This window comes from Lascolabacillus massiliensis, from assembly GCF_001282625.1.
Lineage (GTDB): Bacteria > Bacteroidota > Bacteroidia > Bacteroidales > Dysgonomonadaceae > Proteiniphilum > Proteiniphilum massiliensis.
On record NZ_CTEJ01000001.1, the window covers coordinates 815,122 to 835,101 of the forward strand.

At 35.5% G+C, this 19,980-nt stretch carries 16 protein-coding genes; 3 read left to right on the plus strand and 13 right to left on the minus strand.

What is annotated here, in order from left to right:
- Positions 1-39: 39 nt before the first annotated feature.
- From BN1354_RS03310 to BN1354_RS03340, 7 genes are all read right to left on the minus strand, one after another.
- Positions 40-3,120: a golvesin C-terminal-like domain-containing protein gene (locus BN1354_RS03310; protein WP_394331718.1), complete on the minus strand. Its 3,081-nt coding sequence runs from the start codon at positions 3,118-3,120 to the stop codon at positions 40-42.
- A 148-nt stretch (positions 3,121-3,268) separates the two neighbouring features.
- Positions 3,269-5,104 (minus strand): RagB/SusD family nutrient uptake outer membrane protein, encoded by a 1,836-nt coding sequence (locus tag BN1354_RS03315; RefSeq protein ID WP_045089719.1) that lies wholly within the window; start codon positions 5,102-5,104, stop codon positions 3,269-3,271.
- A 12-nt stretch (positions 5,105-5,116) separates the two neighbouring features.
- Positions 5,117-8,818, minus strand: a complete 3,702-nt coding sequence (locus BN1354_RS03320; protein WP_231623063.1) for a SusC/RagA family TonB-linked outer membrane protein — start codon at positions 8,816-8,818, stop codon at positions 5,117-5,119.
- A gap of 218 nt (positions 8,819-9,036) precedes the next feature.
- Positions 9,037-10,191 (minus strand): FecR family protein, encoded by a 1,155-nt coding sequence (locus BN1354_RS03325; RefSeq protein ID WP_053826228.1) that lies wholly within the window; start codon positions 10,189-10,191, stop codon positions 9,037-9,039.
- A 58-nt stretch (positions 10,192-10,249) separates the two neighbouring features.
- A complete protein-coding gene (locus tag BN1354_RS03330; RefSeq protein ID WP_053826229.1) occupies positions 10,250-10,825 on the minus strand; it encodes an RNA polymerase sigma factor in 576 nt (191 codons plus the stop codon).
- Positions 10,825-11,322: a dihydrofolate reductase gene (locus BN1354_RS03335; protein WP_045089716.1), complete on the minus strand. Its 498-nt coding sequence runs from the start codon at positions 11,320-11,322 to the stop codon at positions 10,825-10,827. The genes BN1354_RS03330 and BN1354_RS03335 overlap by 1 nt, the downstream gene beginning before the upstream one ends.
- Positions 11,319-12,113 (minus strand): thymidylate synthase, encoded by a 795-nt coding sequence (locus BN1354_RS03340; RefSeq protein WP_053826399.1) that lies wholly within the window; start codon positions 12,111-12,113, stop codon positions 11,319-11,321. Before BN1354_RS03340 ends, BN1354_RS03335 begins: the two co-directional genes overlap by 4 nt.
- A gap of 268 nt (positions 12,114-12,381) precedes the next feature.
- Between BN1354_RS03340 and BN1354_RS03345 the strand changes: the two genes are divergently transcribed.
- The 3 genes from BN1354_RS03345 to BN1354_RS03355 all read left to right on the plus strand — a co-directional run bounded on the left by BN1354_RS03345 (position 12,382) and on the right by BN1354_RS03355 (position 14,224).
- Positions 12,382-12,972 carry a DUF937 domain-containing protein gene (locus BN1354_RS03345; RefSeq protein WP_053826230.1) on the plus strand — a complete coding sequence of 197 codons (591 nt, stop codon included), beginning with the start codon at positions 12,382-12,384 and terminating at the stop codon, positions 12,970-12,972.
- 6 nt (positions 12,973-12,978) lie between these two features.
- Entirely contained in the window at positions 12,979-13,578 is a 600-nt protein-coding gene (locus BN1354_RS03350; protein ID WP_154904816.1) for a hypothetical protein, read from the plus strand.
- A gap of 178 nt (positions 13,579-13,756) precedes the next feature.
- Complete coding sequence (locus BN1354_RS03355) at positions 13,757-14,224, plus strand: hypothetical protein (protein WP_045089713.1); 468 nt, start codon at positions 13,757-13,759, stop codon at positions 14,222-14,224.
- A 2-nt stretch (positions 14,225-14,226) separates the two neighbouring features.
- Here BN1354_RS03355 and BN1354_RS03360 read toward each other — a convergent pair whose 3' ends face one another.
- From BN1354_RS03360 to BN1354_RS03385, 6 genes are all read right to left on the minus strand, one after another.
- Entirely contained in the window at positions 14,227-15,513 is a 1,287-nt protein-coding gene (locus BN1354_RS03360) for a bifunctional folylpolyglutamate synthase/dihydrofolate synthase (RefSeq protein ID WP_053826231.1), read from the minus strand.
- Positions 15,514-15,688: 175 nt separating this feature from the next.
- Complete coding sequence (locus tag BN1354_RS03365; protein WP_053826232.1) at positions 15,689-17,752, minus strand: dipeptidyl-peptidase 3 family protein; 2,064 nt, start codon at positions 17,750-17,752, stop codon at positions 15,689-15,691.
- Between the two features lie 4 nt (positions 17,753-17,756).
- Positions 17,757-18,389, minus strand: a complete 633-nt coding sequence (locus BN1354_RS03370; RefSeq protein ID WP_045089710.1) for an SIS domain-containing protein — start codon at positions 18,387-18,389, stop codon at positions 17,757-17,759.
- 10 nt (positions 18,390-18,399) lie between these two features.
- On the minus strand, positions 18,400-18,906 hold the full coding sequence (gene purE / locus BN1354_RS03375) for a 5-(carboxyamino)imidazole ribonucleotide mutase (protein WP_045089709.1): 507 nt from the start codon (positions 18,904-18,906) through the stop codon (positions 18,400-18,402).
- A gap of 6 nt (positions 18,907-18,912) precedes the next feature.
- The gene (gene gcvH / locus BN1354_RS03380) at positions 18,913-19,293 is read right to left on the minus strand and encodes a glycine cleavage system protein GcvH (protein ID WP_045089708.1); all 381 of its coding nucleotides are present in this window, start codon (positions 19,291-19,293) and stop codon (positions 18,913-18,915) included.
- 74 nt (positions 19,294-19,367) lie between these two features.
- Positions 19,368-19,976, minus strand: coding sequence for a phosphatase PAP2 family protein (locus BN1354_RS03385; RefSeq protein WP_045089707.1), 609 nt, complete (start codon positions 19,974-19,976; stop codon positions 19,368-19,370).
- Positions 19,977-19,980 lie beyond the last annotated feature (4 nt).

Here is a 19,980-nt window from a genome sequence, read left to right on the forward strand (position 1 = left end):
ATTTAGTTTATAAATATTTTCAGAGTAATCTTATGCTAATTAATTATTTGAATACTCAAAAAATGACTGCATAATGTTTTTTATAAGACTATTTATCTTTTCTTGATTTGTAATTGATTCAATTGGGAATCCCAAAATACAACTATTATAATCTTCACCTTTGTATAAAATACCTGCACTAAGATTGTTCTCTGCATAACGAAAAATGGTGAAAGCGTTTTCACTTGCAGGCTCTATTGCATCAGGATTTTCAACAACATATCCTTCGCTGTTAAGTGCATTATAGTATTCTAAATTCCCTTTAATCAAATGGAATGGCGAAGGCACAGACTTGATTTTTCCTGTCACTCCTCCATAATTGTTACGCCATTTATATTTCAATGTATTCTGAGCCCATTCTCTATCCTCTGTTGTTGAGTATGGATTGTCCCATAGGTCAGTACCTACAAATGCACCACTTATAATTATGTTGCCTCCTTTTTTACAATAATCTGTTATTAGTTCCTGCTCAATTCTGGAAAAAGTTTTAAACCTCGGGGGTTTAGCACCTCTGGCGACTATCCATTCACGCTGTTTCCCTAATATCCAATCAACAGTCTCAAAATTTTCAATTTCCACTAAGCCGGATTCAACAGCACTTGCAGAAGTTGACACAAATGAGTATCCTGCATCTGCAAAAGCTAATCCATGTATGTAAGGATAATCAAAAGTATTTCCTGCTATCTTGGTGGTCTCAAAATTAGCTTTACTATCACCAAATCCTGATGCATCATCATCCATCCATGGAATCGTCCTTCTGAACTCATGCATTTGTCCAATAAAGTGATAATCTGCAATATAGGGTACACCATTGTCAACACTTCCAACAAAACCAGCTATGCTATCTTCAGAAGTAGTGAAACTGTATGGAGCAGAGATTCTTGTAAATCCATTGACTATCAATACTTCACCTTTTTGATCAGATTTTCTGCAAACAGATAATATTTCTGATGGGAAGCTTATTCCTCCATCATTTACTGCAACTACTTTAAAACTGTAAATATGATCTTTCTTTATTACAGTTGAATAACTATTATTTGTAACCAGTATTCCGTTATCAAATCCACCATTATTTATACGTGTGTAAACAATATATTTTTCTGGAAAAGCCGTTGACTCAGATATATCAACTGTTGGCTTCCAGTTTAATTGTATTACAGTATCATTTGAGAATGTAGCTGAGAAGTCTTTAACTGGAAGAGGCTGTACAACATAAGGTCTCTTATATTGTGTTGATATATATTTTAGCATTCCTTTATAAATGGATCTGCTCACCAGAAACCGAAAAGTTGGATCCAGTCCGTAACGCATATCTGCAAAATTTTGATGAGAAAGTAATTCAAGCAGCATTGTTGGTACGTTTGGTATACGAGCTTCAGCATAAGATCGGTTCCATAAATGACGTCGGGTCCATTCAGGTTCAAATTCTCTACGGATATCAGATACAATTTCATCCATAATCAATTCAGATAGATCACGTGAAGCCCATCTGGATTTACCATTTTCAAATAACTCATTATTATAATGGGTCATATATATTCCAAGTGTGCCTACAATTGTATCCCCCCAGAAGGTGCCGGCATCTGTATGAAATGCAAATGCCAGATCCAGCGGAATGTTTAATCCATTCTCCTTAGGCAGAACAGATGAACCGCCTGCCAGCCAGTTCACCCAGAATCCTCTACTTGAATAATCATCTATGTAGTCATTCTTACTCTCATTTCTGTTATATATAGTGTCAGGTACTCCTGCCCATTGCATCCAATATCTTGCAGCTTCGGTGTATCTGGGATACCCACTAATTTCGGGTGTGTATTTTATTAATGACTTTAAATTGTTTGAATTAGCTTTATTATTTTCTTCATTCATGTTCTGACCTGAGTTCTCAGAACTTTTAATGTTTTCAGAATCAAAACCTTCCGGATGAGGCATTCGTGCAATATTTCCCATTCCTCCTCCAATTTTTACAGCATCAGCGGTAATAATTCTTCCAGCTTTTTTCCCTTTATTTGTAAGTGTTATCTTATTATTTCTTCCTTCCTCAAAATCAAAATATCCAAGAAAAATCCAGGTTCCACCACCCATCTGTTGGTTTACCTTTAAATCTGTTTTCCCACCTGAATGATATACACTATATAAAGCTTCATCACTACTGTTTTTCAAAGTTTTATAAGAGACATAAACACCATATCTGCCTTTTTCTTTTATATCCGGGATCCATTCAGCTATACTCTCTTCACCTTTGGATATTGTTTTTATTTGCCTTGCCTTGCCCAACATAAAGGGATTTTCACCATCTGTGTAAAACTCTTTTATATTAGCAAATCCAAAAGAATCGTTGTCATACCATGATTCTCTTCCATTTATTTCTCTATACTCTCCTGAGCTATAACCATCTCTGTCAATTATTAACTCCACCTTGTTGTAATCACGTTCTCTAGGTAGAATTACATTAGCTCCTGCATTCTCTAACATCGGAGTAAGAAAGGGAATCACATAGCTTTGAGTATAAAGATCTTCTACAGTCTGAAATATTCTTGCTCTTTGCCATTCCCATCGTCCTAACTTTTGCTCATAATACCAGCCATGACTTTGCCATAATGCAATGTGATTGTTTTGTAATCCCTTCAAGAAAGTGCCAGCAGGATTTGAAATATTTGTCACTAAGGGTTTAGTTGCTTTTTGTGAAATTATTCTTTTCTTGTCTAATTGTTTACTTCTATGGAAATTGGGAATAAGTTCACTTATTTCCATTTCATCTGAATAGACACTGATTCGATATTTTTTTTGATTAAATGGTATATGATATCGCACACTGTCATATACCCGCTTTATGGTTAGTTCCCTCATTGGGAGGTATGAAAGTGAAAGGTTTGTGTAAATCTCTATACTTTTTTTCTTGTCATTAATAAATATACTGTCAATATTTACTATTCCCGGTCGAAGCAGTGTTTCCTGGTAAATGTTTGTCAATGACCTGGCTAAACTGTTTTTCAATGGGTCCTGAACTTGGTCCTGAGGAAATGATGCGTAGGTCAAGGCAAACATGCATGCAATAAAAATGTATCGTCTCATATGCATTACTTATATTTTCATTGGGACTTTATCGCACTCAATTTTACAAATGTAGTGAAAATGACTGAATTGTAATCTGAACTATTATATTAAAAAAAGAGGGTAAAATCATACAAAGATATTACCCTCTTTTGGGGAAATTGAAGTTAGTAAATTAATTCCATCCCGGAGTTTGAGTCAAAGTAAAACCTTTATCTTTATACTGGTCGATCTGAGCAGTTCCCACAGGTGCTAAATACACTCTGTCATCAAATGCCTGTCGGTCAGTTCCATTTTCAATCATATAAAAGCCTACCATCTCATCATCGTTTGTTCCATCATAAGTTACAACTGTTCCATCGGCTTTCTTAACTTTCAACAGACCCACTTTCTCACTTACAAGTAAAGAAGGTAGTTCTTCTTTTACATTTATCCACAAACCAAGTAAGTTGTCCGGATATTGTGTAGCACTCATATAATTGATTTTCTTCCAGCGTTTGATATCCAGGAGTCTAGAATATTCAAATACAAACTCCATTCTTCTTTCGCGTCTGATTTCCCATATCAAAGGTGATACATCAGGATCACGATCCGGGTCATCAGGTAGCGCTGCCAGACTCATTGGAGCTGTTTTTTGTACACCTTTTGCAATAGCTTCAGAGTCTAATGGTCTGTTTCTTATCTGATTAATGGAAATGTCGATATCAAGTTGTGTTACAGAAGATCCACCCAACGTTGCAAGTTCCGCTTTTGCCTCAATCCAGTTTAAAAGTACTTCTGAATAACGCATTACAGGAGCATCATTTGTATTGGAATTACTTCCATACATAGGAGGTATATTACCTGAATTCCAAAATGTAGGCCCTGTTCTATCTATAAATTTACTTGCATACAACAATGTTGCAGCTTGTACTTTTGGTACATCTTGAAAAGTAGCTTCAAATCTCGGGTCACGAGTTCTAATCATATTTTTAATATTCAACGAATCAGCATTTTCAACACTTGATAGTTTATATGGCTGACCATCAACGCATAGAAAGGATTTTGCGAGTGATAAGTTTGCTGAAGGAGATTGACTCTCATATCCATTAGAATAGGAGGCTACATGGTGTGTTACACCTTGTGCAGCATCATAATGACGATACATTAATATTTCAGGATTTCCTTTAAGGTCTTGAGAGCCAAATAAGCTTCTGAAGTCTGAAGAGATACTGTAATTTCCACTATTAATTACGAAGTCTCCGGCAGCTACTGCCAGTTCAAGATATTTCTTAGCTCTTGCCTGATCATTATGATGATACTTCTGCCATGTTCCTTCAAAAAGCATAATTCTGGAAATAAATCCTGCTACAACGTACCTGTTAAGAACATTATCTCCATCATTTAACCGCACATTCTGGAATGCAAACATCAGGTCATCATATACCCGGTCCATCACTTCTCCACGTGGAGTTCTGTCAATATACATTTTATCAAGATCACTAGAATCAAAGAGTGTTTCATAGTATGGTACATCACCAAAAACTCTTACAAGTCTATGGTATTCAAAACCCTTGAAAAAGCGAGCGACACCCAACCAGTGATTATATGCTTCACTACTTATTTGAGACTTGGCTACATTTTCAATTCTGTCTATAAATAAATTAGACTTTCTTACCCAGGCAAAATTCCAGTTTGGTCCTGCATACTGAATCAGCATATCTGGTGTTTCAGATGTACTTCCCCTACTTGATGGCGCACTGGACTCAAAATTTGACTGTACATTAGTGTTTGAAAAGTCATCACTGAAGTAATAACCCCTTAATGGGGCATATGCTACTCCCCATGTATTGTTGTAACCGACAAAATAATTGATATAAAAACCATTGGCGAAGAGTCTGAGGTCAGTCTCATTTCTCCAATAAGTGTCATCATTCATATCATTTAGTTCAGGTCTGTCAAGTACATCGGAACAGCTACTTATTAATAAAACAATAAGTAATAAGCTGCTTATTATTATATTCTTTTTCATGTTTCTTCTATTTTAAAAATTAATTTGTAAACCAACCGATCCACTTTTAAAAGTAGGTGTACCAACACCTGTTCTGCCTAAGTTATAGTTAGTCTCATTGAACATTGAATATCCCGAGATAACTTCAGGATCGATAGGTAGTCCCCTTAAATTATCAAAAGTGAAGAAGTTCTCCAAAGAAAGATAAACGCGAAGGTTATTAACCATCACTTTATTCATTAAACTACTTGGGAAACTGTATCCAATAGTAACGTTTTTAATTCTGGTATAAGACATGTCAAGCAGATACTTTGATTGAACCTGCATATTATTGCCAGTATTACTTCCTGCCAAGTTGTAAGGAGCCGGATAAAAAGCATCTGTTCTGTCAGGTTTCCAAAAGTCTCCAGCAATGGCTTGTGGCATAGCACCATCAGATGCATGAAAACCAGGAGTTGTTAAGAATCCTACACCCCATATTTGTCTGCTTCCTACACCTTGAATAAATACAGAAGCATCCACACCATGCCAATCTGCACCTAAACGCAGACCATACTCGAATCTTGGTGTTGAATTACCTATTATTTCCAAATCGCCATGATCGTCTAATAAACGACTACCTGCATCAATTTCACCATCACCGTTCAGATCCACAAATTTTACATCACCAGGACCAAAGAAGAAGTTAGAACTGTTCTGCAGAAATGCCTGATAAACAGGTTTTCCATTTGCATCAGAGAGTTTATTTACTGTTCTTCCGGCATATTTTTGGCTTTCATTTGCGGTTAAAACAATTTTTTGCAACTCACCATTTGAGTCTCTCACAAAATCACTCTCCTGATATAATCTGTCTGTTCTGTAACCCCAAATTTCTCCATATTTTTTTCCTTCATACCATCCATCTATACTGTTTGTATCTCCATATTTCATAATAGTAGTAACAGCATCCGATAGGGTAGCCATAGCGTTTATACCCAATCCGTTTTTAAAACGATAGTTGTAGTCAACACTAAGATCCCATCCTTCAGTTCTTAAAGAACCAAAATTTCCTTTTGGAGCACCTGCACCAAACGTGAAAGATACACCTTCCCCGGGAACTATCATATTCTTGGTATCTCTGCGATAAACATCGAATACAACGCCAAGAGTATTATTAAGAAAATATAGATCCACACCAAGGTTTGTATTCTCCAGATCCTGCCAAGTAATATCTCTTGTGATAGCAGTTGGTGTGCCAACAGCAACAGCCTTTGCTCCACTTGCATCAAGCCACATTGTTTGACTTGTAGACATTGAAGGAGCATAAAGTCCACTTGGTACGGTCTGGTCTCCAATCACACCCCAGGAGCCTCTTAGTTTCATTGATGAAACAACCGGTGTTATCCACTCCATCCATGCTTCTTCAGTAACACGCCAACCTGCAGATACTGAAGGGAAGAAGCGCCACCAAAGTCTTGATGGGAACTTAGAACTTCCATCATAACGTAAATTTCCTTCCAAAAGATATCTATCTCTGAATGCATAGTTGATACGACCAAAGTAGCCTAACTGTGCTTCCCAGAAAGTGTTTCCACCTGATGTCATTGTTCCCACTGCTTTTCCAAACTGAGGATTCACAATATCTGCTAAGTCGGTTTTCTGTGACCAGTTGCTCTTGGCATCATATGTTACTCTGTTCATACCCAACATAAATTTGAAAGCATGATCTTCTTTTAGTTTCAAATTGTAAGTTGTATATATATTGAGAGTGTTTGTTACACCATTCAAAACATTACGGTATATATGGTCAGGATTAGCTCCATGAGCTGTATATTCTGTTAAGCTAAGTTTATAAGCAGGTAATGCATTAGGTGTTGTTGAAGGCACCGGCGTACCCTGATCGTTTACATAAATTCTATTTCCTTCTGCATCAGTAAGTGGTAAAGCTCCGCCCCATGAGTTCAAAGCTGTATATCTGGTACCCAAGCGGTTATTAATAAAGGTTTCGTTTGCATTTGTAAAGTCCAAATCTACAACCCAATTATCAGTAATATTTACCAAGGCACCTATATTAACGTTAAAGTATTTATTTTCCTGATTTGCAGTATTAGCTTGTGAAATTTCTGAAGCAGGACTCCTAATAGGATCTCCATTCTCGGTTCCCATAGGCTGAACCGGTCCCCATCTATACAGGTATAACCATGGGTCAGCAGTAGTACTGTTTGTAACATATGGATACCTTTTATCTCTGTTAGAGTAAATAGCTCCTGCCCTTAAAGTGAAATATTTACTTAATTCACTACTTAACCTAATTGTACCATTGTAGCGGGTAAAATCGTCATATTCTGCTTCTTTCATCATACCTGTCTGATGAAGATAGCCAAGACCTACATTGAAAGTGGTTTTTCCGCTTTTGCCATTTACCGACAGATTATGAGTCATAGTAGGTGTCCACTCTTTAATCATGTAGTCATATGGATCATATGTTCTTAATCCCAGTTTACGGTTATTGGCATCAACATACCAGTCTCTACCATAAACCATTGGTTCTTCCGGTCCCATTTTACCATATGTATTATGCCATATTTTTGATTTTTCATAACTTTCTCTGGTAATTTGCCAGAAAGCACCTGAAACAGATCCTCCCACTCTTTCCATTGCCAAAATGGAATACTCCATTGCATCAAGCATACCCATCTCCATTCTTTTGGAGATATTTTGCCAAGCAAAGTTGTTTGAGTATTGTACATTAACCTGATCTTCTGTTGCTCCTTTCTTAGTGGTGATTAAAACAACCCCAAAAGCACCTTTAGCTCCATATATCGAAGCACTCGCAGCATCTTTTAATATTGAGATTGATTCAATATCATTTGGATTTACAACCTGAATACTTGGTATTTCTACGTTATCCAGAAGAATTAGAGGTTGTGAGCTACCTTCAAAAGAACCTATTTGACCTCTAACCTTTATTAGTGGATCGGAGCCCACCTCTCCACTAGGTACAATAACGGAAAGACCTGGAGTTGATCCCTGTAATCCGCGTCCCACATCAGATATTGGTCTGCTTCCAAGAGTCTCTTCAACATTTACTGTAGATACTGCACCTGTCAGGTTTTCTTTTCGCTGTGTGCCATAACCCACAACTACTAATTCCTGTAGTGCTTGAGTGTCTTCTCTGAGTGTTATTGTGAAGCTTGTATTTCCTGCAGTACTGACTGTCTGACTTAAATATCCTATAAAGGAGACCTGGATTGAAGCTTCATTTGAAACACGTAAAGTGAACTTTCCATCAATATCTGTAATTGTCCCATTTGTAGTTCCTGACTCAATGATATTTGCTCCGATAATAGGTATACCCTGATCATCTAATACTGTACCCGAGATTAGCTTCCCATCTTGTTGAAGTTCTTTTATGATAGTCGACTTTTCCGTCGCTTTCTCATCGAGTATTGGCTTTTTTGAAATTGTTATTTGTCTGTTCACTATTGAGTAGACCAAGTCTGTGTTTTTCAACAACAAATCCATAATCTCATTTATAGATCTGTTGTTATAAGAGACGTTTACTCTCCTGGATAATCCACTTTCAGTATTATCCATAAAGAGGAATAAATAGTCACTGTTCATTTCAATTTCTTGCAACGCTTCACGCAGTGTGACTCCCTTAACATCAATGCTAACTGATTTTGATTGAGAGTAGGTGTTCTCTGCTGCAATTGAAAAAACAGAAAGTAAAGTTATAAAAAAGTATATTTTCATAATTTTTAAAAACTTGCTGTCTTTTTTCAAGTTTAGTTGTTTAAAGTTTGGTTTATCTTGCATATCTTTATGATTGAGATTTAATTTGTTACCAATAAATTAGATTCGCTTAACAGGCCGAATAATGTTCCCGCATTATACGGCCTTTTTATAACATCATATTCTTATTTCATAGGCAGTTAATTTTAGATTACACATATATTTGATTTAAGTTACATTTATTCTTTTTTTATACTAATAACACCTTCACTTTCAATATAATATTTTAGAAAAGTCATTTGTGAGAACGATTCTAAGACATCATTAATATTTTCAGAAAGATAAAGTTTACCGGAACAGGTCTGTTCTTTTAATTTCAAAGTATTATCAAAATGAAATTCAACATTGTAATATCGGCCAATTTTTCTTAAAACCTCGGTTAAGGAATTTTTGTTTAAGTTCATATATCCGTTTTTCCAGCTAACATATTCCGTTACATCCACCATTTGATTGTGGATGCTATTATTGTCTAGAATCGCCATTTCTCCAGGTTTCAAAGTCAATGAATTTACATTATTTTTTACTTGAACTGAGCCTTCTACAAGTACAACAGTTTCACTTTCTTCATCTGTATATGCAGATACATTAAATGATGTACCAAATACTGTAATTTGTGATTTAGGTGTATGTATAATAAATGGAGTACTCTGTTTTGTAACTTCAATAAATATTTCACCTTTAACTTTTATTTCTCTTGCCTGATTAGAAAAAGCTGATGGGAACTCCATTTCTGTTCCTGAATTTAAGTGTATTAATGAGCCATCAGCAAGAATTACAGAAGATCTCTTCCCAAATGGAACAATTAACTTGTTTTGATTGTTTTTCAGGTCAATCTGTTTTTGAGTAATTGAATCATGTATTAACGCATTTTCCCCTTCAGTTAATTGAACCATAGAGTTGTTTTCAATATCAAATGATTGTTCTCCGGAGATTAACTGTATCTTATCCTGACTCATTACTTCACCAATTGAAGTAAGTTGATTTTCCGGTATACTATTAGTATTAGATGTAAGAATGTATATTGTTGAAATTATTGTTATAAATAGAGATGCGGCAACTGAGGTGACTATAATGGATAATTGTTTTCTTTTTTTTAAATGGTAAATTCTATCCTGAAGTTGTCTGTTTACTGTTTCTTCATCTATTATACACTCACTCTTATTCTTCTGAATTTCATCGAAAGTTGCAATGGCTAGTTCAAAAGATTCTCTAAGATGTTCGTTTTTATTAATAAAATCTTCCCAAAACTGTGTTAGTTTAACTGTGCGACGAGTCCTCCAATAGACAAAAAGGTCATCACATAAAAAATCCTTATAATCTAATTTCAATTTCATTTACACTCTTTTTAATAAAGACATGGAAAAATTGAAAAAAGGACTAAATTAATAAATATTAACCAAGTGTTGTGAATAAATGTATTAAATACAATAGTGAATTGGATGGTGATGCACCTTTCATTTTCTTTAATGCACGATATAAGTTTTTTTTCACAGCATCAGTTGAAAGGTTCATAATTTCAGCTATTTCTGAATAATTGAGATCCAATTGATATCTATAATGAATAATTCTTCTCTGCTTTGGAGGTAGTGTTTTAATTAAGTTAGTTAACTTATTTTTTAGCTGTATTTCTTTTTCTTCATCAATAATTTTTTCAATTACAATCTTCTCATTTTCTTCAAAGTAGTCTTGTTGTAATTCTCCAATTTCAATTAGTTCCAAGTTTCTAATGTCAAGAAGTCTGTTTTTTAGACTTCTGAGCAGATAAAATTCTATATTTTGAATGTGGTTTAATTTTTTTCTTGAAGTATAAATATTGAAAAAAATATCTTGTATTGCATCTTTACTCCGTTCATCATCGAATCCAAGATTTAATGCATAAGCTAAAAGTTCCGAATAGTAAGCATGATAAATCTTAGAGAAAGATTTATCATCTCCCTCTAAAAATAGTTTCCACGCATCATCGATCATTACTTTACTTTTTTTCTATAGTAGGTTAAAAATGTATAAGGGTACAAATGTTTATCATCAGCCATATGCCTCTCCTCCTCTATAAGCTCCCAATCTTTAAAATCAATATTAGGGAAAAAAGTATCGGCATCATTGAATGTATTGTGAATACGAGTTAGATAGAGTGTGTCGGCAAGATGGAAAGTGGTGCGGTAAAGCTCGCCACCTCCTATTATGAAAACCTTTTCGTGACTTTTACTTACCGACAGAGCTTCTTCTATTGAGCGTACAACAATACATCCGGGAAAATTATTTACATCACCTGATGTCACTACAATATTTATCCGATCAGGCAATGAACCATTAGGTAATGATTCATATGTTTTTCTTCCCATAATTATGGTGTGCCCAGTAGTAATCTTCTTAAAATGTTTCAAGTCGTTTGGAAGATGACACAGTAATCCTCCATTTTTACCTATTCCATTTTTTTCGTCAATAACAACAACAATAGCTATCATACTGAAACCTTGCCTTTAATATGAGGATGCGGATCATAATTCACTAGCTCAAAATCTTCATATCTGAATTTAAAAATATCCTTTACATCAGGGTTAATTTTCATCTGCGGTAGCGGACGTGGTTCACGTGTTAGTTGAAGTTTTACTTGTTCTAAATGATTTAAATAAATATGTGCATCGCCAAACGTATGAATAAAATCACCCTCTTCCAGGTTTGTCACCTGAGCCATCATTTTTAGGAGAAGTGAATATGAAGCAATGTTGAAAGGGACACCAAGAAAAAGATCTGCACTTCTTTGGTATAGCTGCAGACTTAGTTTACCATCTGCAACATAAAATTGAAAGAAAGCATGACAAGGTGGCAGGTTCATATTTGGAAGATCTGCAACATTCCAGGAGCTAACTATTATTCGCCTCGAATCAGGATTGTTCTTTAAATCTTTCACCACTTGGGTAATCTGATCTATATGTCCTCCATTATAGTCTGGCCAGGAACGCCATTGATAACCGTAAATATGTCCCAGGTCCCCATTCTCTTCTGCCCATTCATCCCAGATATGGACACCATTATCATTCAGGTACTTTATATTGGTATCCCCTTTTAGGAACCATAATAGTTCATGTATAATAGATTTCAGATTAAGTTTTTTGGTTGTAAGTACGGGAAAACCATCACTCATGCTGAATCGGCTTTGATGACCGAATATGCTGATGGTACCGGTACCTGTACGATCTTCTTTCTTAGTACCTTCGTTAAGTACTCTTTGCAATAAATCAAGATATTGTTTCATATTTAGTTTTATCCTATTATCGAGAATTATGTTTTCAGCTTGTCTTTTTCTGAAAACTTCTGTTATGACAAAAATAACTGTTTTTTTCCTGAGTACAAGTTTAAGTAGTAACATAATGTTTATATAATAACAATTTATTATCTCCTTATGTGGTGATTTTCTTCCTCAATCAAATAATTTCAGAACGAAACCTCTATGGATGTTGTTATAAATAGTATATTTGTGTGTATTACGTCATTTTTATTTAACAGTTTAACTCCTTAATCATATGGATATATCAGAATTACTAAACAGCTCAACTGGACAATCCTTAATCAGGAGTATTTCCGATAAATTGGGAATTAACGAGAAAGAAGCCTCAGGAGTAGTTAGCACTGCTATACCTGCTATACTTGCAGGAATGACTAAAAATGCTCAAACAGCTGAAGGGGCCGAGAGTCTAAACAGAGCCATAGAATCAAAGCATGATGGTTCGCTTTTGGATAACCTGTCAAATATTCTGCAAGGGCAGACACAGGAATTACAAAATGATGGAGATGGTATACTTGGACATGTATTTGGTAGTAAAAGAACAGCTGTAGAACAAACACTTTCTAAAAAAACAGGTGTTAGTTCCGGGAAAATAGGGCCTCTACTTGCTCTGCTTGCACCAATAGTAATGGCATACTTGGGAAAAGAAAAAAGAAAGACAAGTACAGGGGGAGGGGGGTTAGGTGATCTTCTGGGAGGATTGCTTGGAAGTGGAAGTCAAGGTCGATCAGGTGGAGGAATCATGGACATGATTAGTGGAACACTCGATAAAGATGGCGATGGTGATGTAATCGATGATATATTTGATATGTTTAGTAAGAAAAGATAAATGAAAATGAGACATAAAAAAATCAAAAAAAATCTGATATCGTTTGTTGTTTTTAGTCTGATGTTAATCAGTTATTCATGTTCAGTGCCAGATGATTACATTACTGAAGCTGAAGCGCGAAGGCTTATAGAACAGGCCATAAGAAATCAGAATCCGTCAAGTGGGCTTAGTGAAGCAGAGATAAAGAAACTAATTGATGATGCAATAAATAAAAATAATAACAGTCTCGAGTTCACACAGTGGGATATAATAAATATAACAGTAAACAGATCTGATTGGGTTTGGAATAATAATGCAATGCAATGGGAGGCTATCTTTAATCTGCCGGAACTAACTGAGTTTATTTATGAACAGGGTGCACAGTTAGGATATGTATTTATAGGGGAGCAGGGAGTTAATGAGGTACAAAAATTATTGCCTTATGTTGAAACATATTATGCCGGAGATGATGATTTTGGGAATCCTGTCTATTTCACTGAAACTATCAGTGTGGATTATCAATTCGGAAATCCGAGTACCGTAGCTTTTTTTATTAAGGACTCTCAGTTAGCCAAAGATCCGGATGCTCCTCAATTATATAATTTCAGGATTGTTTTAATTTGGTAATTGTAAACAGATGTAAAATATAACATCAAAAAAATAGCTTCTGCCTTTTAATGAAACTTATTTTAATAGGCAGTAGCCTTTTTTATTCAAACTATTCTTCCTTTTTATTGTTTTAAATTAAACGAAAGATGATTTTACAGGTCTTACTTTCAAATAACATTATCAATAATTATTAAATATGAAAAGAAAACTTTTAGTATCGATTTTTGCAGGGATTCTATTCTTGGGTACGGCTTTCGTAATGACATCTTGCAGTGATAGTAGTGATGATTTTATTGAGACGGCCTGGAATATAGAAAATTTTAATGTTACAGCTTCACAGTGGAGTTGGAACTCAAATCTTAACAGATGGGAAGCTGTAAGGCAGTTGCCGGCTATTGATGAGTTTATTTATGAAGACGGAGTAGTACATGGATTTATTTTCCTTGGAACTCAGGGTGTTGATGAAGTCCAGACACCTCTCCCATATATTAGAAGTTTTCTTGAAGATAATGGGCAGGGAGGCGTTATAGATTTTACCGAAACGATAAGTTTTGAATATAGCCATCTGACAAATCGAATAACCTTTTATATAGAACCTTCCGATGGTTTCCAAGATCAGAATGCCCGCCAAAATTATAATTTCAGGATAGTTATGATCTGGTAATATCAGATAAACATTGGTAAGGCATCTGCTACTATAAATGAACTTCCGCCGATGAAGATAATATCCTCTTTATCGGCATTTTTAATTGCTTTTATTACAGCTTCTGATACTGTAGGGCAGATGTATCCCTGCAAACCAAATTCACCTGCCATATCAGCTAGTTTAGTTTCATCAAGAGCTCTTTGAACGGAAGCTTTGGTGAAGTAATAATTTGCATTTTTGGGTAATAATCTCAATACAGACTCAGTATCTTTATCATTTGCCATTCCAAATACAATATGAAGTCTCTTGAATTCTTCTGAAAGCAGTCTTTCAATTACATATTTAATTCCATGAGAGTTATGTGCAATATCACAAAAGATTTTGGGTTCTGTTTTTAACAGCTGCCATCGACCCATTAATCCTGTTATTTCAGTTACTTTTTCAAATCCTTTGTAAACGGCATCTTTAGGAATGTTGTACCCCAGTTCCAGCAAAATATCAACTGCTGTTAACACGGTTCTAGCATTATACTCTTGAGCAGGACCACTTAATTGTCCTGTGATATTGTCGAAATTTGCTGATTTATAAAAAATCTTATCTATCAATCTGTCAGCAACAAAATCACTCATATAAACTTCAGAAAAAACAATAGGAGCTTCAACAGATTTTGCCTTATCAATAAAAACCTGTGCAACATCACTATTTCCAATTTCTCCAATTATTACCGGAGTGTATTTCTTAATAATACCAGCTTTTTCTGCTGCAATTTTCGTGAGTGTGTTACCAAGATAATTCATATGATCTAATCCAATATTTGTAATTATACTCAAATCTGGAAAAATTATATTAGTACTGTCTAAACGGCCACCCAGTCCAACTTCAATAATAGCAACATCAACTTTTTTTTCGGCAAAATATAAAAAAGCCATCTCCATTGTAAGTTCAAAAAAAGAGGCCATCACCGGTTCAAATTTATCTCTGTATTTTTCGACAAATTCAATCACATATTCCTTATTGATCATCTCACCATTTACACGTATTCGTTCCCGAAAATCAATAAGGTGAGGAGATGTGTATAATCCAACCCTATAACCTGACATCTGAAGAATTGCAGCCAGAAGATTCGAAACAGATCCTTTGCCATTGGTTCCTCCCACATGTATATTTTTAAATTTCTTGTGAGGATGACCAAAAATTTCATCTAATGCCAGACTGTTGTCCAGTCCCTCTTTATAAGCAGCGTGACCTATCCTTTGGTATTCAGGTGCCTGACTATACAAGTAGTCTAAAGTCTCATTATAATTCATCTATTTATTTACCTTTTAAATGGAAATATTAAATTGAAAAACAGTATAAATGTAACTATTTTATAACTAATAAAAGAGGGTAGAATCACATATGTGAAACACCCTCTTGTTAATTATATTTATTCAATACTCAGTGCTAAAATATAAATATCCTAAGTATGTAGTCTGATTAAAATCAGTTTTTAAGTGGAAGCACAGAATACTGTTTAGAATAACGTAATTGTTGATCTATGTAGTTCTCTTTATAAGATATTGTCACATCTGTTACTTTACCATTCTCATCAGTTACAAGCTTATAAACAGGATTAACAAAACCTTTGTAAGGTGCAATATTAAGAGCTTCGTATCTTGATAAAACCTCCTCATGTAGATTCTTGTCCACCTTTACTCCATAAGTTTCGATCAGGTTTTTACCTGCTTCAAAATCCCCTTCTGACTTAATACGCTGTACTTCAGCAAGCAATTCTCCAAAAAGCTGACGTAACTTATCATAATCGTTGATCACGATGTAGGTTTTACCATCTTTCTTTTCAAAAGCTACCACATTTTCAGCCTTACCTTTCTCAATTACCCAGTTAGATATAGTAGCACGATTACGCATATGAGCCTGTTCAATATCCTTTCCTGGTTGTATACGGGTAAGCTGAGTCATAGCACCATTCATAATATATGAGTAGTATTCAGCTTTATAAGCTTCATTATCAGGTAATAAACCAAGTTCAACTAGCTTCGGATCAGCCAGATAGTAAAGTGCAAACAGATCGGCACGGGTTTCTTCCAGTGGTGAAGCATATGCCTGAAGAACATCAGAGCTAACTCCTGGAAGCAACTTACCTGAACCATGACCTAAACATTCATGCAAGTCGGTGTGCAGGTTATCAGTTAATGTTCCATACTTTTTAGTAAGCTCAATCTCTTTTTCACTCCACATGAATTCTTCCTTGAACCCATTTCCTTCTGCAGCTTTATCATATGCAAAAGTGATATTATCTATAGTAACTGATTTAGATCCATGATCTCTTCTTATCCAGTCTGCATTTGGCAGATTTATACCAATTGGAGTTGAAGGATATGTATCACCACCCAAAATAGCAGCAGTAATTACTTTAGCAGAAACACCTTTTACTTCTTCTTTCTTAAAACGGTTGTCTATTGGAGAGTTGTCCTCAAACCACTGTGCGTTCTCACTGATAATTCTGGTGCGCTCTGATGCCTCAATACTTTTAAAATTAACAAGTGACTCCCAAGTGGCTTTCAGTCCCATAGGGTCAGTATACGTCTCAATAAAACCATTAATAAAATCAACACGTGAAGTTGTATCAGTTACCCATTTAACTGAATATTCATCAAAAGTTTGAAGATTACCTGTTTTATAATATTCGATAAGAGTTTTGATTACATCTTTTTGATGGTCATTTTCTGCAACCTCAGATGCTTTTTCTAACCATCCAATTATACGCTCAATTGCCTTATCATACATTCCACCAAGCTTCCAAACTTTTTCGGTAACTACACCGTTTTCTTTGACTACTTTACTATTAAGACCGTATGATACTGGTGTGTTGTCATTCGGATCCTTCATGGCGTTATAGAAATCTTCAACCTCTTTCTGAGTTACACCTTCATAGAAGTTTACGGCAGAAGTCTGAATAATATCCTTTCCCGGTGTCTGATTCATTCTTTTTGGCATAACTGCCGGATCAAACATAACAGGAAGTATTTCATTTAAAGTTTCATCTGCAGCCATACCATCACGGAAAGGCATTCTTCCCGGATCAACGCTTTTTACAAGAGAAACAAAATACTCCTGTGAGAATTGTGGTATGATTTTATCTTCAGAATAGTGATGGTGGATACCGTTTGCCATCCAAATCTGTTTAAGATAAGTCTCAAATTGTTTCCAGTCATCGGAAGATTTGTTACCCATGTAATTCTCATACACACCTTCACATACTCTGCGTATAGTTAGATTATAACGATTATTCTGATCCCATAAGATATCACGTCCTTCAAGAGCAGCTTGTGATAGGTAATAAATCAATTCCTTCTGTTTTAGTGAAAGACTGTTGAATCCTGGAACAGGATATCTTAATATTTCAATATCTGCAAACCGGTCGACCTTATATTCAAATGTTGAGTCGATACCATCGTCGGCTGCCGGTTTTGAGCCTGCTTCTTTTTTGCCGTTGCAGGCTGCAAGCAGTAACAGTGTTGTTAGCATAAAAACTACTTTTTTCATACAATTATTTCTCTTTATTAAGTTCTTTAACACGAATTTCTGCATTTCTGGATTTATCTCCCAGATAACCCCCATGGTGCCTTTTTGCATATTCGCTAATACTGAAATTAATTCTCTTCATTGTACCTACAACAAGTATATCTCCCATTACAGTCATTACTGTTGTAGATGTAGTAGGGGTAAGATCCAATGGACAAACTTCAGCAGGATTTCCGGTAAGCAGAAATACATCTGCTTTTTTTGCCAGTACACTTGAATTATTTCCGGTAATTACAATAATTGGTACTTGCTCGTATAATCCTCTGGCAAGTTCAACCAACTCAATAATCTCACGTGTTTCACCGGAATTTGTAATTAAAAGCAGAAGATCATTCTCCTGCAGTACTCCAAGATCACCATGCTGAGCCTCACTGGGATGCAGGAAAATTGATGGTGTACCCGTAGAACAGAAGGTTGTTGATATGTTTTGTCCTATCTGTCCTGCTTTACCCATACCGCTAATAACAAGCTTTCCTCGTTTTTCATGTACGTACTCTACAATTAAATCGATTGCTTTCTCGTATTGGTCAGTAATAGGAATATTAAGAATTGCGTTTGTTTCCTTCTTTAGGATTGTTTGTATTTCTTCGTACGTCATTTTACGAACTTCAATTGGTTTTATATTTATATGAAACCTGAGCCAACTCTTCGTTAGCTTTCTTGATCTTATTTTTAAGTGAAATTTTATATTCTACCAATTTATTTTGCAATGCCTCATCTCCTGTGGCAATCATCTGCAAAGCAAGTATAGCAGCATTAAGGGATCCGTTTATACCAACGGTTGCAACAGGTATTCCAGGTGGCATCTGCACAATTGAAAGCAGTGCATCAATCCCTTCCAGTGATGCTTTAATTGGAACACCGATAACCGGTATTGATGTCATTGAAGCAATTACTCCGGGCAAATGTGCAGCCATACCTGCTGCAGCAATAATCACCTTGATACCATTTTCTGCAGCACCCTTTGCAAATATTTCAACCTCTTCAGGAGTTCTGTGAGCTGAAAGTGCATTTATCTCGAATGGCACCTCCATCTCATCAAGAAACTTGGCTGCTTTTTCCATTACAGGAAGATCAGAAGTGCTTCCCATAATGATACTTACTATAGGCTTCATATAATCTTACTTTCCGATAAAACTTTTGTAGTCAGCAGCAGACATTAAGCCATCTAACTCTTCTGGTTTCTCAATTGTAACTTTTATTATCCATCCTTTTTCATATGGATCTTGATTAACCATCTCAGGAGCGTCATCCAGTTCAGGGTTTATTTCCAGAACCTCACCACTAACAGGCATCAACAGGTCAGATACAGTTTTAACGGCCTCTACACTTCCAAACACTTCTCCCTGTTCGAGAGTTTCACCTTCTGTAGATACATCAATGAACACAATATCACCCAGCTCTTCCTGAGCAAAATCGGTAATACCTATAAAAGCTTCGTTGCCTTCCACTCTCACCCATTCATGATCGGAAGAGTACTTTAAGTTTTCAGGAAAATTCATAGTAGTCTATTTTTTTTATTTTATAAATAATAATTGTAAATGTACAATATAATAATTTAATTACAAAAGCTTGCTTATGTGCCGATCCAAACAAACGTAAAAGACACAATAAAACCAAGTAGAAACCCGGCTATAACTTGCGAAAGTGTGTGTCGTTTTAAGATAAGTCTGGATGTACCTATTAATCCTGCAAGAATAAACAAACCCATAAACATAATATAGGGGTTGGAGCGTTCTACGAAATAACAAACAGCCATTGCACCACCAGTCAGACCTCCAATGCCAAACATATGTGCACTTATTTTCCATATAAATGTAATAAGTATGGCAATTATCATAATGGCAACAGATGAAGCCATAATCATCATAAACCAGGTAGGCATATTCATTCTGTAATAATATATAATCATTACAGTGTATGAGATAAGTGTGATTAAATATGGATAAATACGCTCCTTTCGAACTTTAAGTGACAGATCCGAAATTATACCCAGTTTATATAATATAGTTATAAGTACTGCCGGAATAATAAATGAAAAGAACAGTACGGGAGTAATTATTTGCCAGAATTTATGAGAATAAATTGCACCAAAATAGGTGTAAGCGAACAGTAGTAAAATGCTGTACGCCGGCATCAATAATGGCTGGAAAACTGTGGAGATTACATGTGCTATCGATTTCATCGGA

What these genes read in the sequence shown, in the direction of transcription:
- gcvH (WP_045089708.1), bottom strand. Translation starts at nt 19,293, where the DNA reads ATGAATTTTCCTGAAAACTTAAAGTACTCTTCCGATCATGAATGGGTG.
- purE (WP_045089709.1), bottom strand. Translation starts at nt 18,906, where the DNA reads ATGAAGCCTATAGTAAGTATCATTATGGGAAGCACTTCTGATCTTCCT.
- BN1354_RS03355 (WP_045089713.1), top strand. Translation starts at nt 13,757, where the DNA reads ATGAAAAGAAAACTTTTAGTATCGATTTTTGCAGGGATTCTATTCTTG.
- BN1354_RS03365 (WP_053826232.1), bottom strand. Translation starts at nt 17,752, where the DNA reads ATGAAAAAAGTAGTTTTTATGCTAACAACACTGTTACTGCTTGCAGCC.
- BN1354_RS03315 (WP_045089719.1), bottom strand. Translation starts at nt 5,104, where the DNA reads ATGAAAAAGAATATAATAATAAGCAGCTTATTACTTATTGTTTTATTA.
- BN1354_RS03350 (WP_154904816.1), top strand. Translation starts at nt 12,979, where the DNA reads ATGAGACATAAAAAAATCAAAAAAAATCTGATATCGTTTGTTGTTTTT.
- BN1354_RS03360 (WP_053826231.1), bottom strand. Translation starts at nt 15,513, where the DNA reads ATGAATTATAATGAGACTTTAGACTACTTGTATAGTCAGGCACCTGAA.
- BN1354_RS03330 (WP_053826229.1), bottom strand. Translation starts at nt 10,825, where the DNA reads ATGATCGATGATGCGTGGAAACTATTTTTAGAGGGAGATGATAAATCT.
- BN1354_RS03385 (WP_045089707.1), bottom strand. Translation starts at nt 19,976, where the DNA reads ATGAAATCGATAGCACATGTAATCTCCACAGTTTTCCAGCCATTATTG.
- BN1354_RS03325 (WP_053826228.1), bottom strand. Translation starts at nt 10,191, where the DNA reads ATGAAATTGAAATTAGATTATAAGGATTTTTTATGTGATGACCTTTTT.
- BN1354_RS03320 (WP_231623063.1), bottom strand. Translation starts at nt 8,818, where the DNA reads ATGAAAATATACTTTTTTATAACTTTACTTTCTGTTTTTTCAATTGCA.
- BN1354_RS03335 (WP_045089716.1), bottom strand. Translation starts at nt 11,322, where the DNA reads ATGATAGCTATTGTTGTTGTTATTGACGAAAAAAATGGAATAGGTAAA.
- BN1354_RS03345 (WP_053826230.1), top strand. Translation starts at nt 12,382, where the DNA reads ATGGATATATCAGAATTACTAAACAGCTCAACTGGACAATCCTTAATC.
- BN1354_RS03370 (WP_045089710.1), bottom strand. Translation starts at nt 18,389, where the DNA reads ATGACGTACGAAGAAATACAAACAATCCTAAAGAAGGAAACAAACGCA.
- BN1354_RS03340 (WP_053826399.1), bottom strand. Translation starts at nt 12,113, where the DNA reads ATGAAACAATATCTTGATTTATTGCAAAGAGTACTTAACGAAGGTACT.
- BN1354_RS03310 (WP_394331718.1), bottom strand. Translation starts at nt 3,120, where the DNA reads ATGCATATGAGACGATACATTTTTATTGCATGCATGTTTGCCTTGACC.